Here is a 17,001-nt window from a genome sequence, read left to right as displayed (position 1 = left end):
TTCGGTCAGGGGTCTCACAGCGGCTACCATGAGGTTTTGGCCCGGTTGCCGCGCCCTTCGCGGTGCGCGGGCCTTTCCCGTTGCCCCATGATTCTGGAGTACTGCGCAGTGAAGAGTGCCGTCGAGACCCTCAACCCGACCCGGGTCAAGCTGACCGTCGAGGTCCCCTTCGAGGAGCTCAAGCCGAGCCTCGACGCGGCATACGCGACGATCGGCTCCCAGATCCAGGTGCCTGGCTTCCGCAAGGGCAAGGTGCCGAGCCGGATCATCGACCAGCGGGTCGGCCGTGGCGCCGTGCTCCAGGAGGCCGTCAACGAGGCGCTGCCCCAGTTCTACGGCCAGGCCGTCGAGGACAACAAGGTCCGCCCCATCGGCCAGCCCGAGGTCGACGTCACCGAGGTGCCCGCCAAGGACGGCGAGGACCTCAAGTTCACCGTCGAGGTCGACGTGCGCCCCGAGGTGACCCTGCCCGACTACAGCGCGATCACCGTCGAGGTCGACGAGGCCGTCGCGTCCGACGAGGACGTCCAGGAGCGCCTCACCTCGCTCCAGGAGCGCTTCGGCACCCTCAAGGGCGTCGAGCGTGTCGTCGAGACCGGTGACTTCGTCTCGGTCGACCTCGACGCGAAGATCGATGACGAGGAGATCGACTCCGTCAAGGGCGTCTCCTACGAGGTCGGCTCGGCCAACATGCTCGACGGCATGGACGAGGCGCTGGTCGGCATGGCCGCCGGCGAGACCAAGACCTTCACCGCACCGCTGGCCGGTGGCGACCACGAGGGCGAGGACTCCACCGTCACCGTCACCGTCCAGTCCGTCAAGGTCCGCGAGCTGCCTGCACTCGACGACGACTTCGCCCAGCTCGCCTCCGAGTTCGACACCCTCGAGGAGCTGCGGGCCGACCTCGCCAAGCAGGCCGAGCGCGCCAAGAAGTTCGAGCAGGGCGTGCAAGCCCGCGACAAGGTGCTCGAGCACCTCCTCGACACTGTCGAGATCCCGGTGCCCGACGGCATCGTCGAGGCCGAGGTCAACGCCCACCTCGAGGGCGAGGACCGCCTCGAGGACGACGAGCACCGCGCCGAGGTCGACACCAACACCCGCAAGGCGCTGCGCGCCCAGTTCCTCCTCGACGCGATCGCCGAGAAGGAAGAGGTCAAGGTCGAGCAGCCCGAGCTCATCGAGTACCTCGTCATGTCCGCCCAGCAGTACGGCATGGACCCCAACCAGTTCGCCCAGGCGATCGACCAGCAGGGTCAGATCCCGGCGATGGTCGCGGAGGTCGCCCGTCGCAAGGCGCTGGCCACGGTGCTCGAGCGTGCCACGGTCGTCGACACCGCCGGGCAGCCGGTCGACCTCAACGAGGTCACCACGACCGATGTCGCCTCCGAGCTGTTCGAGGGCCACGACCACGAGGGCCACGACCACGACAGCCACGACCACGAGGGCCACGAGCACGAGGGTCACGACCACAGCTGAGGTCCCGCACCTTCTCGTATGCCGCGCACCCCCTCGGGTGCGCGGCATACGTCGTTTGGACGAACCGGCGCGCGGCCCCGCTGGGGAACATGAGCCATGGACCTCGCCAGCTTCCACACGTTGCGAACGGCCATGCAGCACAACGCCGTCCCGGCAGGTGAGCTGCCTGCTGCCACCCTCCAGCGTGGCCTCACCGACGCGCTGTCGGCCAGCCGGCTGTTCGACCGGGTCGAGCTGGGCCGCACCGACGACCCCGACCAGCTGGTCATCGGGCTCTGCCGCTGCGCCGACGGTGTGATGCCCTGGGAGGCCGGGGTCGGCATGGAGCGGATCTGGCGCCACGCCTCCGCCGCCCTCTCCTGGGAGTCCCACAGCCTGGCGTGCACCGACCGCCTCATGGAGTTCGAGGCCGCCGCCACCGTGGACGGCAGCGGGCACTACCTGACCGTGCACCTGCTGGCCGAGCCGCCGGGCGGGTGGACCCCGCCCCAGGCTGAGCCAGACCGGGGGGTCCTGAGCGCACCCGCCCCGAAGGCGGGGGTCGACCAGCGCTAGCCCGGTGGTGGGGGAGCGGTCGTGGTGCCGAGCCGCAGGGTGGTCGGCTGCAGCTCGTCCCGAGGCCGTTCGCCGTCGAGCAGCCGTTGGAGCAGCGCGCCGAGGCGCCGTCCCTTGGCCACACCCTGCTGGTCGATGGTCGTCAGGGTCCCGGGGAACCAGGGCAGGTCCACCCCGTCGAACCCGGTGACGCTGAGGTCCTCCGGTACGCGCAGGCCCAGCTCCTCGGCGGCGCGAACGACGCCCGCCGCGAGCAGGTCGGACTGGGCCACGACCGCTGTGGGGCGCTCGGCCCGCGGACGTTCGAGCAGGAGGCGAGCCGCTCGCGCCCCGTGCTCGACGTCGGGCACGGCCGTGGTGGCCAACGCGTCCACCGACCTGAACACGTCGAGGAAGCCCAGGCCTCGGTCCCGGGTGTCGACGAAGAGTGCGGAGGCCACGTCCTCGGTCGTCGCGGGGCCGGTCCGGCTGTCCGGGCCGAGCGGCATCATCAGGTGGGCCACTCTGGTGTGGCCGAGCCCGCGCAGGTGGCGGGCGGCGGTCGCGCTGGCACCGCGGTTGTCCAGACCCAGCTGCACCACACGAGGGTCGGACGGCGCCCCGTCGGCCAGCATCGGTATGCCGCGCGCGGCCAGATGGTCGACGGCGGGGTTCGAGTCCGGTCCGCACAGCGAGAAGACCACGGCGTCCAGGGCGGTTGCGGCCAGCTGGGTGATGGCGCGCTGGGGGTCGCCTGCCGGCTGGGCGATGAGCAGCATCCCGGCGGGGATGCCGTCCAGGACCTGCGAGAGGCCGTCCAGCACGCTCACCGCGAAGGGGTCGCGGAAGGCGTGCAGCAGCCGCCCCTCGACGACCACGCCGACGACGCCGGAGCGCCCGTGGCGCAGGGACGACGCGAGCGGGTCGGGGCCGGCATACCCCAGGCGCTGCGCCGCCGCACGCACGCGCTCCGCGGTCTGGGGCGCGACCGGTCCCCGGCCGCTGAACGCCAGCGAGGCCGTCGAGGTCGAGACACCGGCAGCCTGCGCCACGGCGCGAAGCGTGGGGCGAGGTTGACGGGAGGTGCTCATGGACGACAGACTATCGAATCGATTCGATCGAAACGATTCGACGACGCCGCCCCACTGTTCCGAAAGCCCCGCGTGACCCAGCAGACCTCCGCCCCGACCCTCTCCCAGCCCCGCCTGCTCGCCGCGCGGAACGGCGTCTTCGTCGTGTTCGCGCTCGCCGGCACGACGTTCGCGACGTTCGCCTCGCGGATCGCCGACACCAAGGCCGCCCTCGGCCTCAGCGCAGGTGACCTCGGGCTCACCCTCCTGGCCACATCGGCCGGGTCACTGACGGCCCTCCCTTCAGCTGGGCGCGTGGCCGACCGCGTCGGTGCGGTGCGCACGATCCAGCTGGGCATGACGCTCGCGTTCTCCGGAGTGCTCGTCGTCGGGGTGGCCGTCGACGTCCTCCGGGCCCGCCTCCTCGTGGGGGTGGGGCTGTTCCTCGTCGGTATGGGGGTCGGCCTGTGGGACGTGGCGATGAACCTCGAGGGGGCCGCGGTCGAGCGGTTGCTCGGCAGGACGGTGATGCCGCGCTTCCACGCCGCGTTCTCGGGCGGCACGGTCCTGGCTGCGCTCGTCGGAGCCGCCATGTCGTGGGGCCGGGTGCCCCTGCTCGTCCACTTCGGCGCCGCGGTGGTGATCTCGGTGCCGTTGGGCCTGTGGGGGCTGCGCGCGTTCATGGCGCGGGAGGCCGAGGCGGGCGCCGAGGGCGGGTCGGAGGATGCCGCGCCGCGCGTCGCGCCCCGCTCCGCCTGGCTCGAGCCGCGCACCCTCATGATCGGCCTGGTGGTGCTGGCGGCCGCCTTCACCGAGGGGACGGCCAACGACTGGGTCGCCGTGGGCTTCGTGGAGGGACACGGCGTGCCCCCGTGGGCGGGCGTGCTGGCCTTCGCCTCCTTCCTGTCGTTCATGACGGTCGGCAGGCTGGCCGGGACTCGTCTGCTCGACCGCTACGGGCGGGTCCCGGTGCTGCGAGCGACCTTCGCGTTGGCCGCCGTCGGCTCGCTGCTCGTCATCTTCGGCCCGATGCCCCTGGCCTACGTCGGCACGGCGGTATGGGGCGTGGGCGCCTCGCTGGGGTTCCCGGTGGGGATGAGCGCCTCGGCGGACGAGCCGGCCCGGGCCGCGGCGCGGATGTCGGTGGTGGCGACGCTCGGGTACACCGCGTTCATCGCCGGACCGCCCCTGCTGGGGTTCCTCGGCGACCACTTCACGGTCTTGCGGGCCCTCCTGGCCGTCACGGTCGTCGTGGGTCTGGCCATGCTGGTCATCCCGGCCACCCGTGAGCCCGCGGGCCGCTCCTGAGTCCTGTGCGCTCAGGGCGAACACGGCGCAGTTCGGGGACTTTGCTCCCGCACCTCCACGTTAGGGTCACTGACAGGCATACCCCGATGACGATGGAGAAGACATGGCGAGCAGCCCTCAGACGGGTTCGGAGATCGTCGCCGCCGACGAGCGGCCACAGGGTGGTCTCGACGACCACATCTACAACCGTCTGCTCAAGGAGCGGATCATCTTCCTGGGCTCCGACGTCCGCGACGACAACGCGAACGCCATCTGCGCGCAGCTGCTGCTGCTCGCGGCCGAGGACCCCGGCAAGGACATCTGGCTCTACATCAACAGCCCTGGCGGCTCGATCTCCGCGGGCATGGCGATCTACGACACGATGAAGTGGATCCCCAACGACGTGGCCACGGTGGCCATGGGCATGGCGGCCTCGATGGGCCAGTTCCTGTTGTCGGCGGGCACCCATGGCAAGCGCTACGCCACGCCCCACGCCCGCGTCATGATGCACCAGCCCAGCGGCGGCATCGGTGGCACTGCCTCGGACATCAAGATCCAGGCCGAGCAGATGCTCTTCGTCAAGAAGCAGATGGCCGAGCTGATCGCCCAGCACACCGGTCAGCCCCTGGAGCAGATCGAGAAGGACTCCGACCGCGACCGTTGGTTCAGCGCCGAGGAGGCCCGCCAGTACGGCTTCGTGGACCACGTGTTCAGCAGCGCCTCGCAGGCCGGTGGGCGCAGCGGCGGCGACGACGACAACCCGGTCACCGGGGACAAGTGAGGGATCGACACATGAACGCCAACATCAACCCCTCCATGCACGCCGCGCGTGGGCTGCAGGTGCCCGGCCCCTCGAGCCGCTACATCCTGCCGCAGTTCGAGGAGCGCACCTCCTACGGCATGAAGCGGCTCGACCCCTACACCAAGCTGTTCGAGGATCGCATCATCTTCCTCGGGGTGCAGATCGACGACGCGTCGGCCGACGACGTCATCGCCCAGCTCATCGTGCTGGAGTCCCAGGACCCCGACCGTGACATTCTCATGTACATCAACAGCCCCGGTGGCACGTTCACAGCGATGACCGCGATCTACGACACGATGCAGTACATCCGCCCCGACGTGCAGACCTTCGTCGTCGGCCAGGCGGCCTCGGCGGCCGCGGTGCTGCTGTCGGCCGGCGCCAAGGGCAAGCGGTTCGCCCTGCCCAACTCGCGGATCCTCATCCACCAGCCGGCGCTGGCCGGCGGTGACTACGGCCAGGCCTCCGACATCGAGATCCAGGCGAACGAGGTGCTGCGCATGCGCACCTGGCTCGAGGAGACCTGGGCCGAGCACTCCGGCCGCACCCCCGAGCAGGTCCGCGCCGACATCGAGCGCGACAAGATCCTGTCGGCGGCCGAGGCCAAGGAGTACGGCCTGATCGACGAGGTCCTGGCCTCGCGCAAGGCCTCCAGCGAGGACTGAGCCGCCCCCGCTCCCCGCAGATGGGGCTTGTCCGCCCTGAGCGGACAAGCCCCATCTGCGCGAGACGCGGGCGATTCAATGGAGAGAATGGCAGGGTCCGGCCGGTACCGTCAGGCGGACGTTGTTTTCACACCCAAGGTTCGGAGGTCGGGCGCGTGGCACGCATGGGAGAGGGCGGCGACCTGCTCAAGTGCTCGTTCTGTGGCAAGAGCCAGAAGCAGGTCAAGAAGCTCATCGCCGGCCCTGGGGTCTACATCTGCGACGAGTGCATCGACCTGTGCAACGAGATCATCGAGGAGGAGCTCGCCGAGTCCTCCGAGCTGGGCCTCGACGAGCTGCCCAAGCCGCGCGAGATCTTCGAGTTCCTCGAGAACTACGTGGTCGGTCAGGACGTCGCCAAGCGCTCGCTGGCCGTCGCCGTCTACAACCACTACAAGCGCATCCAGGCCGGTGAGGCGGGCGCGAAGAAGGACGTCGAGTCCGTCGACATCGCCAAGTCCAACATCCTGCTCATCGGGCCCACCGGCTGTGGCAAGACCTACCTGGCCCAGACGCTGGCCCGCATGCTCAACGTGCCGTTCGCCATCGCCGACGCCACCGCCCTCACCGAGGCCGGCTACGTCGGTGAGGACGTCGAGAACATCCTGCTGAAGCTCATCCAGGCCGCCGACTACGACGTCAAGAAGGCCGAGACCGGCATCATCTACATCGACGAGGTCGACAAGATCGCCCGCAAGAGCGAGAACCCCTCGATCACTCGTGACGTCTCGGGCGAGGGCGTCCAGCAGGCCCTCCTGAAGATCCTCGAGGGCACGACCGCCTCCGTCCCGCCGCAGGGTGGCCGCAAGCACCCGCACCAGGAGTTCATCCAGATCGACACCACGAACGTCCTGTTCATCGTGGGTGGAGCGTTCGCGGGCCTCGAGAAGCTCATCGAGTCACGCAGCGGCAAGAAGGGCCTGGGGTTCGGCTCCGAGCTCCACACGCCCAAAGACCTGGCCCAGTCGATGGGCGAGGTCATGCCCGAGGACCTCATGAAGTTCGGGCTGATCCCCGAGTTCATCGGTCGGCTGCCCGTCATCACGACCGTCAGCCCTCTGGACCGCGACGCTCTCGTCACGATCCTCACGGCACCGCGCAACGCGCTGGTCAAGCAGTACAAGAAGATGTTCGACATCGACGGTGTCGAGCTCGAGTTCACCGACGAGGCGCTCGAGGCGATCGCGGACCAGGCGCTCAAGCGTGGGACCGGGGCTCGTGGGCTGCGCGCCATCATGGAGGAGGTGCTGCTGCCGGTGATGTTCGACGTGCCGAGCGACGACGGCATCTCCCGTGTGGTGGTGACCCGTGAGGTGGTTCTCGACAACGTCCTGCCGACCATCGTCCGTCGCGACGAGGAGCCCAAGCGGGCGCGCAAGCGCTCTGCCTGACCCGCTCCTGCCTGGTTTCAGCAGGACGGCGTTCACGCCGCGCCGACGCGGTGGACGGTGGCGCCACCGATTGGACAGGATGGCGGTATGAGCTACGGGTACCGGCTGAGCGACGGTGACCTCGGACCCGTGCAGCAGAGCCCGACCACGTGTGGCTCGGCCTGCCTGACCGTGGCGCGCATGCTCGTGAACCCGGCTTTCGCCCGGTGGATCGTCCGCGGGGAGGGTCCCCATCTCGACGCGCCCCCCGCGGCCACCGAGAAGGAGCGGTTCGCGGCATACGAGCGCGTGGTCCAGAGACGCACGAACGGCCTGTATGCCGGCGGCGGGCGGCTCAACGCACCGTGGCCCCACGCGCTCGGCACACCCCCGTGGGGGGCCCGCAAGGAGCTGGAGTTCGGGGCGGCCCGACGTGGCACGACCTACGAGCTGCGCCTGGTGCGCCAGCTCACCCGCCGGCGGCTGCGGGGGGCCTACACGCGGCTGGTCGAGGTCGTCACGGACGGGGAGCCCGCCCTGCTGTACCTGGGCAGCGCCCTGCTGCCGCGCCACGTGGTCCTGGTGCTGCCCGGTGACGGTGACCGGGTGGTCAACGTCTACGACCCGGCGACGGGCCGGGTGAGCGTGCTCGACCAGGGCCGGTTCGCCGCGCGCGAGCTGCGGATCGCCGGGTGGGACGTGCCCTGGCTCGCGGTGCAGCCGGACGGCGCCCGGCGGGTTCAGGCCTTCGGCTTCTCCACCGGGATGAGCACCGTGTCACGCACCTCGGGGGTCTCGGCCTCGGTGTAGTCGATACGGCCCGTGATCCGGCCCGCAGCCCGCAGGTCGGCCTCGGCGCTGCGCACCCGGTCGGTCCAGCCGCCGGGTCCCGCGAGCACGATCTCGGCCACCTCCGCACGCATGCCGACCTTGGCCTCGGACTTGCTCTTGCGCACGCCGGCCAGGGCCTCGCCCACCGCACCGAGCAGCTCGGGGTCACCGCCGTCGCCGGCGCCGAGCTCAGCCGTCGTCGGCCACGCGGCGTGGTGCACCGACCCGTCGTGCCACCAGGACCAGACCTCTTCGGTGACGTACGGCAGCAGTGGCGCGAAGAGGCGCAGCAGCACGTCCAGAGCGATCCGCAGTGCGGCCCGCGCGGAGGCGGCCTGGGCGTCGCCCTGACCGCCGTACGCGCGGTCCTTGACCAGCTCGAGGTAGTCGTCGCAGAAGGTCCAGAAGAACGTCTCGGTGACCTCGAGGCACCGGGTGTGGTCCCAGCCCTCGAACCCGGCGGTCGCCGCCTCGACGACCTGAGCGAGCTCGGCGAGCATGGCGCGGTCGAGGGGGTTGGTCACCGCGGCGGACAGGTCACCGTCGACCTCACCCAGCGTCAGCGCGAACTTCGTCGCGTTGAGGATCTTGATGGCCAGGCGGCGACCGACCTTCATCTGGCCGGTGTCGTAGGCCGCGTCGGCGCCCAGGCGCCCACTGGCAGCCCAGTAGCGGACCGCGTCGGCGCAGTGCTCCTTGACGACGTCCTCGGGGGTGACGACGTTGCCCTTGGACTTGCTCATCTTCTTGCGGTCGGGGTCGAGGATCCAGCCGGACAGCGCGGCGTGGCGCCACGGGACGGAGTCGAACTCGAAGTGCGAGCGGACCACGGTGGAGAACAGCCAGGTGCGGATGATGTCGTGGCCCTGCGGGCGCACATCCATCGGGAACACGTCGGCGAACAGCTCGGGATCGTCCCGCCAGCGGCCGGCGATCTGAGGTGTCAGGGACGAGGTGGCCCAGGTGTCCATGACGTCGGGGTCACCGACGAAGCCGCCGGCCCGCCCGCGCTGGGACTCGTCGTAGCCGTCGGGCGCCTGCGCAGCGGGGTCCACAGGGAGCTGGTCCTCGGTGGGGACGAGCGGCTTGTCGTAGACCGGCTCGCCCTGCTCGTCGAGGGGGTACCAGACCGGGATCGGCACGCCGAAGAAGCGCTGACGGGAGACGAGCCAGTCACCGTTGAGACCGCTCACCCAGTTCTCGTAGCGCGAGCGCATGAACGCGGGGTGGAACTCGACCTGTCGCCCGCGCTCGAGCAGCTCGGCGTTGAGGTCGGCGTCGCGCCCGCCGTTGCGGATATACCACTGCCGGGACGTGACGATCTCGAGGGGCTTCTCGCCGCGCTCGTAGAAGTTGGCCTTGCGCTGGGTCGGCTGGGGCTCGCCGTCGAGGTCACCGGACTCGCGCAGGGCGCTGACGACGGACTCCCGGGCGCTGAAGGTCGTCTTGCCGGCCAGCTCCTGGTCGAAGAGCCGCTGACCCGCCCCGGAGGGGATCCAGTCGGGCACCTCGCTCTGCAGGCGGCCGCTTCGGGTGATGACCGAACGCGTCGGGAGCTGGAGCTCGCGCCACCAGAGCACGTCGGTGAGGTCGCCGAACGTGCAGCACATGGCGATGCCGGCGCCCTTGTCGGGCTCGGCCGCGGGATGGGCAAGGACCGGCACCTCGACCCCGAACAGCGGTGAGCGCACCGTGGTGCCGAACATCCCGGCATACCGCTCGTCGTCGGGGTGGGCGATGAGCGCCACCACAGCCGGGATCAGCTCGGGGCGGGTGGTCTCGATGTAGACCGGAGCGGCGCCGTCAGCCGTCGGGTGGAACGCGACGCGGTGGTAGGCGCCGGGGTAGTCGCGCGCCTCGAGCTCGGCCTGGGCCACGGCGGTCTGGAAGGTGACGTCCCACAGCCCGGGCGCCTCTGACTGGTAGGCCTCGCCGCGGGAGAGGTTGCGCAGGAACGCCTGCTGCGCCGTCGCGCGCGAGTGGTCGTCGATGGTGCGGTAGCTGATGTCCCAGTCGAAGGAGAAGCCCATCCGGCGGAACAGCGACTCGAAGGCCTGCTCGTCCTGGACGGTCAGCTCGTCGCAGAGCTCGATGAAGTTGGCGCGCGAGATCGGCTGCTGGTCGGCGGCCTTGAGGCTCTTGACGTCACCCCGATGGGCCGGCTCGAAGGCGGGGTCGTGGGGGAGCGAGGCGTCGCCACGGACGCCGTAGAAGTTCTGGACGCGCTTCTCGGTCGGCAGGCCGTTGTCGTCCCAGCCGATCGGGTAGAACACCTCGAAGCCGGCCATGCGCTTGTAGCGGGCCATGCAGTCGGTGTGGGTGTAGGAGAACACATGCCCCATGTGCAGCGACCCCGAGGCCGTCGGCGGGGGAGTGTCTATCGAGAAGACCGCCTCACGGCCCCGCTCGTGCGCCGCTGCGCGGTCGAAGGTGTAGGTGCCCCGCTCCTTCCATACCTGCGCCCACCGGTCCTCGAGCCCGTCGATGGAGGGCCGGTCGGGGATGCGTGCGGCGCGCGGCGTGGAGGGTGCGTCGGTCATGGCGTGAATCTTCCCATCCCGAGCGAGGTGCCCACCAACCGGTTGTCCGGGTGCGCCACCAGCAGCCCACGGGCCGGCCTGCGCCTCTAGGGTGTGGCCATGGAACCCGTCTACACGCCCGTCATCGGGTTCGCCCGCCTGCTCTTCGCCGCTCAGGGCCTGAAGATGACGCTGAGCGGGCTCGAGCACGTGCCCCGCACGGGGGGCGCCGTGATGGCCGTCAACCACACCGGCTACTTCGACTTCACGTATGCCGGCCTGGCCGGCGTCGAGGCGGGTCGCCTCGTGCGGTTCATGGCCAAGAAGTCGATCTGGAGCAACCCGGTGGCCCGGCCGCTCATGACGGGCATGCACCACATCCCGGTCGACCGTGAGGCGGGCCAGGAGTCCTTCGACCTCGCGCTGAAGGCGCTGCGGTCGGGCGAGATCGTCGGCGTGTTCCCCGAGGCCACCATCTCCCGGTCCTTCGAGGTGAAGGCCTTCAAGTCCGGCACGGTGCGCCTGGCCCAGGAGGCCGGCGTCCCCGTGCTGCCGACCACGATCTGGGGGTCGCAGCGGGTCTGGACCAAGGGCCACCCGCGCCGGATGGGCCGGCACCACATACCGCTGCTCATCACGGTGGGCGCTCCCATCGTCGTCGGCGCCGACGAGGACCCCACCGAGGCGACCGAGCGCATCCGGTCGGCGATGGTGGCGCAGCTGCGTGCGGACCAGGAGCGCTACCCGGCGTGGCCTGACGCCGAGCGCCACCTGCTGCCGGCCCGGCTCGGCGGCACGGCGCCGACGCTGGAGGAGGCCGACGCCATGGACGCGGCGGAGCAGCGGAAGCGTCGCGCCCAGGCCTGACGCGCGCCTGCGGCCGACCTGGGTCCCTAGCGCGGCACCTCAGACGGCGTGACCCAGGTGGGCCATCGCCTGGCGGAGCAGAGCCCCGTGGCCGCCGTCCATCTCGCGCAGCAGCGCCGGGTCCGTGGCCTCCTCGGGAGTGAGCCACGCGAGGTCGAGCGCGTCCTGCTGCGGCTGGCAGTCGCCGGCGACCGGGACGACGAAGGCCAGGGCGACCGCATGCTGGCGCGGGTCGTGGTACGCAGTGACGCCAGGCGTGGGGAAGTACTCGGCCACGGTGAACGGCTGGGGGCTGGCCGGCATCTGGGGCAGGCACATCCGGCCCAGGTCCTTCTCCAGATGACGGATCACGGCGTCGCGGACGCGCTCGTGGTAGAGGACGCGGCCGGAGACGAGCTCGCGGTTGATGGCGCCGTCGGAGGCTCGCAGCAGGAGCCCGACCGCCGTCACCGCCCCGCGCTCGTCGACCCGCACCGGGACGGCGTCGACGTAGAGCATCGGGAGGCGCTCGCGCGCGGCATCGAGCTCCTCACGGGTCAGCCAGGAGTCACTGCGGTCCAGCTCGAGCCTGCTCATGTCTCGTTTCTACCAGTAGACGCGTCCGGGGTTGAGGATCCCCCGGGGGTCGAACAGCGCCTTGATGGCCCGCTGCCGCTCGATCGAGGCGGTCCCCACCTCGTCGCGCAGCCAGCGCGCCTTGAGCGACCCGACCCCGTGCTCACCCGTGATCGTGCCACCCATGGCGAGCGCCACGGCGACCAGCTCGCCGAACGCGGCCTCCGCGCGCTCGCGGCTGTGCTGGTCGTCGGCGTCGAAGAACAGGCTGGGGTGCAGGTTGCCGTCGCCCCCGTGGCCGGACATGGTGATCTCGACCCCGGTGCGGGCCGAGATGTCCCGGCCGGCGGCGATCAGGGTGGTCAGCAGGCCCACCGGCACGCAGACGTCCTCGATGAAGTGCGGTCCCTTGGCCTCCAGGGCGTGGTGCAGGGCGCGGCGGCCCGCGAGCAGTGCGTCGCTCTCCTGGGGGTCGTCGGCGACGGCGACCTCGATGGCCCCGGCGTCGGTGAGCAGCGCGGCATACCGCAGGACGTCCTCGGCGGTGTGCCCCGCGCGGTCGGACTGGACGACCAGCGCCGCCTCGGCGCCCGAGGGGAACCCGAAGTCCGCGATGGCCTGGATGGCCTCGATGGTCGGCCCGTCCAGCAGCTCGACCAGGCTCGGGCGGTGGCGGTCGAGCCGCAGCGCGACGATGCCCCGGCTGGCAGCGTCGAGGTGCTCGAAGACCGCGAGCGCGGTGAGGGCCGGCTCGGGCGCGGGTTGGAGCTTGACGGTGACCTCGGTGACGACACCGAGGGTCCCCTCCGAGCCCACGAACAGGCCGGTCAGGTCCAGCCCGGCCACCCCCTTGGCGGTGCGGTGTCCGGTGCGGATGACCTCGCCGCCCGGGAGGACGACCTGAAGACCCTTGACGTAGTCGGCCGTGACGCCGTACTTGATGCAGCCGAGACCACCGGCGTTCGTCGCGACGTTGCCACCGATGGTGCAGAACGCCGAGGAGGCGGGGTCCGGGGGGTAGAAGAGTCCCTGTGCGGCGGCGGCGACCTTGAGGTCGGCGTTGAGCACACCCGGCTGCACGACGGCGAGCGACTCCAGCGGGTCGACCTCGACCACCGTGTCGAGGCCCTCGAGGTTGAGCACGACGCCGCCCTCCAAGGCGACCGAGCCACCAGCCAGGCCGCTGCGCGCCCCCTGGGGGACCACCGGCGTGCCCGTCTCATGGGCCCAGCGCAGCACGTCGACGACGTCCGCCAGGTCGCGCGCACGGACCACCTCGAAGTGCTCCGGCGCGGTGGCGCCGAGGGACTCGTCGACACCGTAACGGGCGCGCACGTCCGGGTCGGTGACCGTGCGGGCGGGCAGTGCGTCGGGAAACGAGGTCACGGGCTCAGCCTAGGCGCCGCTAGAATGGCGCCACAGGCGTCGATCCGGCCATCACCGGGGAGCCTCCGGAAGAACGGCGACCACTCGGCATACCGCCTCGTGGTGGCTCACTAGAACCGGACGGATGGGCCCGTCATCGCCTGTGGCAAGAGCGGCCGTCTGCCGCGGGCCCCGGCCCGCGCTCGCGGCAAGCGAGGTGGCACCGCGGTGCCGCCGGGAGGTCCCGGCGACGTCGTCCTCGCGTGAGTGCACGCGAGTGATGTGAGGACTGCCGACACCATGGCCTACCCCCAGGTCTCCTTGGACCCGACCGACCCCAGCGAGTCGCGCGCGAGCGGAGGTCCCGCCGGCGCCGGCGTGCCTGCCTCGCCCCGGTTCCCGGAGATCGAGGAGCGAGTCCTGCGCTACTGGGACGAGGACGGCACCTTCCTCGCGTCCGTGGAGAACCGCGAGAGCGGCACCGACGGCGACAACGAGTTCGTCTTCTACGACGGGCCGCCCTTCGCCAACGGCCTGCCGCACTACGGGCACCTGCTCACCGGCTACGTCAAGGACCTCATCCCGCGCTACCAGACGATGCGCGGTCGCCGGGTCGAGCGCAGGTTCGGCTGGGACACCCACGGCCTGCCCGCCGAGCTCGAGGCGATGAGCCAGCTCGGCATCAAGACCAAGGACGAGATCCTCGAGCTCGGCATCGAGGAGTTCAACGCGAAGTGCCGCGAGTCGGTGCTGAAGTACACCGACGAGTGGCGCGAGTACGTCACGCGTCAGGCACGCTGGGTCGACTTCGACCACGACTACAAGACGCTCAACCCGGACTACATGGAGAGTGTGATCTGGGCGTTCAAGACGTTGTACGACAAGGGGTATGTCTACGAGGGCTTCCGCGTGCTGCCCTACTGCTGGAACGACCAGACGCCGCTGTCCAACCATGAGCTGCGCATGGACGACGATGTCTACCAGATGCGTCAGGACCCTGCGGTGACCGTCGGCGTGCGTCTCGAGACCGGCGAGCTCGCGCTGGTCTGGACGACGACGCCCTGGACACTGCCCTCGAACCTCGCGGTCATGGTCCACCCGGACATCGACTACGTCGTCGTCGAGACGGACGTGCCGACCGGGCGGCTGGAGCGGTACGTCATCGGCGCCGAACGGCTGGCGTCCTACGCCCGTGACCTGTTCGGCGACGCCAAGGCCGACGTCGAGTCCTTCGTGGTGGAGCGGCTCACCGGGAGGGACCTGCTGGGACGCTCCTACACCCCGCCGTTCTCCTACTACGAGGGCCACGAGAACGCCCACCGCGTCGTCGAGGCCGACTTCGTCACGACGACCGACGGCACGGGCCTGGTGCACAGCGCCGGCGCCTTCGGTGAGGACGACAAGGTGGTCACCGACCGTGAGGGCATCGAGCCGGTCATGCCGGTCGGGCCGGACGGGCGGTTCACGTTCCCGGTGAGCGAGTACGAGGGCATGCTCGTCTTCGACGCCAACCTGCCGATCATCGACGACCTCAAGGCGGCGACCCGCGGTGACGCGGCCCATGGCGCGGTCACCGAGGGCACGGTGCTGGTGCGTCGCGAGACCTACGACCACTCGTACCCCCACTGCTGGCGCTGCCGTCAGCCGCTGATCTACAAGGCGGTGTCGAGCTGGTTCGTCGAGGTGACGAAGTTCAAGGACCGCATGCTCGAGCTCAACGAGCAGATCCAGTGGGTGCCTGACCACATCCAACACGGCCAGTTCGGCAAGTGGCTGGCGAACGCCCGCGACTGGTCGATCTCGCGAAACCGCTTCTGGGGCAGCCCGATCCCGGTGTGGAAGTCCGACAACCCGGAGTACCCGAGGATCGACGTCTACGGCTCGTTCGAGGAGCTGGAGAAGGACTTTGGGGTGTCGGTGACCGACCTGCACCGTCCGTTCATCGACCGGCTGACGCGGCCCAACCCCGACGACCCGACCGGGCAGTCCACCATGCGCCGCGTCGAGGACGTGCTGGACGTGTGGTTCGACTCGGGGTCGATGTCGTTCGCCCAGGTGCACTACCCGTTCGAGAACGCCGACTGGTTCGAGCACCACTTCCCGGGTGACTTCATCGTCGAGTACATCGGCCAGACCCGCGGCTGGTTCTACACGCTGCACATCCTCGCGACGGCGCTGTTCGACCGGCCGGCCTTCTCGGCGTGCGTGTCCCACGGCATCGTGCTCGGCTCGGACGGGCAGAAGATGTCCAAGTCGCTGCGCAACTACCCCGACGTCCGCGACGTCTTCAACCGCGACGGCGCCGACGCGATGCGCTGGTTCCTCATGTCCTCGCCGATCCTGCGCGGTGGCAACCTCGTCGTCACCGAGCAGGGGATCCGCGACGGTGTCCGCCAGGTGATCATCCCGCTGTGGAACACCTGGTACTTCTTCTCGTTGTACGCCAACGCAGCTGGTGACGGACAGGGCGGCGAGGGCAAGGGCTACCAGGCCAAGTGGTCGACCGCGTCGACGGACCCGCTGGACCGCTACCTGCTGGCCAAGCTCGGCCAGTTCGTGCAGTCGATGCAGGACCAGCTCGACGAGTACGAGGTGGCCGGGGCCTGCGAGACCACTCGCGGCTTCCTCGACGTGCTGACCAACTGGTACGTGCGCCGATCGCGCGAGCGGTTCTGGGACACCGGTGAGGGTGCCGGTGCGGAGCAGGCGTTCGACACGCTCTACACCGCTCTCGAGGTCGTATGCCGCGTGGCGGCACCCCTGCTCCCGCTCCTCACCGAGGACATCTGGCGAGGCCTGACGGGTGGGCGGTCGGTGCACCTCACCGACTGGCCCGAGGCGTCCGACCTTCCCCGGGACGATGCGCTGGTGGCGGGCATGGACCGCGCCCGCGAGATCTGCTCGGCCGCGTCGTCGCTGCGCAAGGCGAACGGGCTGCGAGTGCGGCTGCCACTGCAGGACCTCACCGTCGTGACGGCGGACGCGGCGTCGCTGAAGGACTTCGGGGCGATCATCGCGGACGAGGTCAACGTGCGCACGGTCACCCTGCGCGACATCAGGGAGGCCAGCGAGGCCGACTTCGGTGTCTCCCAGCGGTTGACCGTCAACGCCCGCGCCGCCGGCCCGCGTCTGGGCCGCGACGTGCAGCAGGCCATCAAGGGCAGCAAGTCCGGTGACTGGTCCGTGGCGGCCGACGGCACGGTGACGGCGGGCGGCCTGGAGCTCGTCGAGGGCGAGTACACCCTGGAGACGGTCGTCGACGCCGACCGGCAGGGCGGCGCCAGGGCAACGGCCATGCTGCCCGGCGGTGGCTTCGTGGTCCTCGACACCGAGGTGACATCCGAGCTGGCCCAGGAGGGGCTGGCCCGCGACATCGTGCGGGCCGTGCAGCAGGCGCGGCGCGACGCGGGGCTCGACGTGTCGGACCGGATCTCGCTGACCGTCACGGGTGGCGAGGACGTCTGGCAGGCGACGATCGCCCACCAGCAGCTCATCATGAGCGAGACGCTGGCCACCCAGTTCGGGTCCGCCGGTCAGCTCGAGGCGCTGCCGCAGCGCTCGGATGTCGCCGAGGCCACCGTCGGCGACGGCGAGCCGGTGCGGATCAAGGTGATGAAGCTCTGA

General features: G+C 70.4%; 13 protein-coding genes. 9 read left to right on the top strand and 4 right to left on the bottom strand.

From position 1 onward, the window contains the following. The first annotated feature begins 108 nt into the window (after positions 1–108). Positions 109–1,476, top strand: coding sequence for a trigger factor (gene tig, locus VGN50_RS03890; protein WP_327443336.1), 1,368 nt, complete (start codon positions 109–111; stop codon positions 1,474–1,476). A 96-nt stretch (positions 1,477–1,572) separates the two neighbouring features. Next, positions 1,573–2,031, top strand: a complete 459-nt coding sequence (locus VGN50_RS03885; protein ID WP_327443333.1) for a hypothetical protein — start codon at positions 1,573–1,575, stop codon at positions 2,029–2,031. Here the strand turns inward: VGN50_RS03885 and VGN50_RS03880 are convergent. Further along, positions 2,028–3,101, bottom strand: a complete 1,074-nt coding sequence (locus tag VGN50_RS03880; protein WP_327443331.1) for a LacI family DNA-binding transcriptional regulator — start codon at positions 3,099–3,101, stop codon at positions 2,028–2,030. The genes VGN50_RS03885 and VGN50_RS03880 overlap by 4 nt on opposite strands. Positions 3,102–3,173: 72 nt before the next feature. Here VGN50_RS03880 and VGN50_RS03875 point away from each other — a divergent pair, with 72 nt between their 5' ends. The 5 genes from VGN50_RS03875 (at position 3,174) to VGN50_RS03855 (ending at position 8,050) form a co-directional block, all read left to right on the top strand. Beyond that, positions 3,174–4,388 carry an MFS transporter gene (locus VGN50_RS03875; RefSeq protein WP_327443330.1) on the top strand — a complete coding sequence of 405 codons (1,215 nt, stop codon included), beginning with the start codon at positions 3,174–3,176 and terminating at the stop codon, positions 4,386–4,388. A gap of 103 nt (positions 4,389–4,491) precedes the next feature. Beyond that, entirely contained in the window at positions 4,492–5,148 is a 657-nt protein-coding gene (locus tag VGN50_RS03870; protein ID WP_327443329.1) for an ATP-dependent Clp protease proteolytic subunit, read from the top strand. An 11-nt stretch (positions 5,149–5,159) separates the two neighbouring features. Beyond that, entirely contained in the window at positions 5,160–5,831 is a 672-nt protein-coding gene (locus tag VGN50_RS03865) for an ATP-dependent Clp protease proteolytic subunit (protein WP_327443328.1), read from the top strand. Between the two features lie 155 nt (positions 5,832–5,986). Continuing rightward, positions 5,987–7,261 carry an ATP-dependent Clp protease ATP-binding subunit ClpX gene (clpX, locus tag VGN50_RS03860; protein ID WP_327443327.1) on the top strand — a complete coding sequence of 425 codons (1,275 nt, stop codon included), beginning with the start codon at positions 5,987–5,989 and terminating at the stop codon, positions 7,259–7,261. Positions 7,262–7,348: 87 nt separating this feature from the next. Next, a complete protein-coding gene (locus VGN50_RS03855) occupies positions 7,349–8,050 on the top strand; it encodes a hypothetical protein (protein ID WP_327443326.1) in 702 nt (233 codons plus the stop codon). Here VGN50_RS03855 and valS read toward each other — a convergent pair. Then, the gene (gene valS, locus VGN50_RS03850; RefSeq protein ID WP_327443325.1) at positions 7,981–10,611 is read right to left on the bottom strand and encodes a valine--tRNA ligase; all 2,631 of its coding nucleotides are present in this window, start codon (positions 10,609–10,611) and stop codon (positions 7,981–7,983) included. The two genes, VGN50_RS03855 and valS, sit on opposite strands and share 70 nt — an antisense overlap. A gap of 99 nt (positions 10,612–10,710) precedes the next feature. Between valS and VGN50_RS03845 the strand changes: the two genes are divergently transcribed. Continuing rightward, positions 10,711–11,457, top strand: a complete 747-nt coding sequence (locus VGN50_RS03845; RefSeq protein ID WP_327443324.1) for a lysophospholipid acyltransferase family protein — start codon at positions 10,711–10,713, stop codon at positions 11,455–11,457. Between the two features lie 39 nt (positions 11,458–11,496). On the opposite strand, the gene VGN50_RS03840 is transcribed toward VGN50_RS03845, so the two are convergent. Both VGN50_RS03840 and VGN50_RS03835 read right to left on the bottom strand, forming a co-directional pair. Next, a complete protein-coding gene (locus VGN50_RS03840; protein ID WP_327443323.1) occupies positions 11,497–12,033 on the bottom strand; it encodes an NUDIX hydrolase family protein in 537 nt (178 codons plus the stop codon). Positions 12,034–12,042: 9 nt separating this feature from the next. Next, entirely contained in the window at positions 12,043–13,398 is a 1,356-nt protein-coding gene (locus VGN50_RS03835; RefSeq protein WP_327443322.1) for an FAD-binding oxidoreductase, read from the bottom strand. 279 nt (positions 13,399–13,677) lie between these two features. Here VGN50_RS03835 and ileS point away from each other — a divergent pair, with 279 nt between their 5' ends. Next, entirely contained in the window at positions 13,678–17,001 is a 3,324-nt protein-coding gene (gene ileS / locus VGN50_RS03830; protein WP_327443335.1) for an isoleucine--tRNA ligase, read from the top strand.

The sequence above is a fragment of the Pedococcus sp. genome, assembly GCF_036000045.1.
GTDB lineage: Bacteria > Actinomycetota > Actinomycetes > Actinomycetales > Dermatophilaceae > Pedococcus.
The sequence above is the reverse complement of the archived record's forward strand: the minus strand, read 5'-3'. Positions and strand labels throughout refer to the sequence as shown.

Excerpts from the sequence above, each read along its gene's own strand:
- VGN50_RS03885 (WP_327443333.1), top strand. The coding sequence starts at position 1,573 with ATGGACCTCGCCAGCTTCCACACGTTGCGAACGGCCATGCAGCACAAC.
- VGN50_RS03880 (WP_327443331.1), bottom strand. The coding sequence starts at position 3,101 with ATGAGCACCTCCCGTCAACCTCGCCCCACGCTTCGCGCCGTGGCGCAG.
- VGN50_RS03870 (WP_327443329.1), top strand. The coding sequence starts at position 4,492 with ATGGCGAGCAGCCCTCAGACGGGTTCGGAGATCGTCGCCGCCGACGAG.
- VGN50_RS03865 (WP_327443328.1), top strand. The coding sequence starts at position 5,160 with ATGAACGCCAACATCAACCCCTCCATGCACGCCGCGCGTGGGCTGCAG.
- VGN50_RS03855 (WP_327443326.1), top strand. The coding sequence starts at position 7,349 with ATGAGCTACGGGTACCGGCTGAGCGACGGTGACCTCGGACCCGTGCAG.
- valS (WP_327443325.1), bottom strand. The coding sequence starts at position 10,611 with ATGACCGACGCACCCTCCACGCCGCGCGCCGCACGCATCCCCGACCGG.
- VGN50_RS03845 (WP_327443324.1), top strand. The coding sequence starts at position 10,711 with ATGGAACCCGTCTACACGCCCGTCATCGGGTTCGCCCGCCTGCTCTTC.
- VGN50_RS03840 (WP_327443323.1), bottom strand. The coding sequence starts at position 12,033 with ATGAGCAGGCTCGAGCTGGACCGCAGTGACTCCTGGCTGACCCGTGAG.
- ileS (WP_327443335.1), top strand. The coding sequence starts at position 13,678 with ATGGCCTACCCCCAGGTCTCCTTGGACCCGACCGACCCCAGCGAGTCG.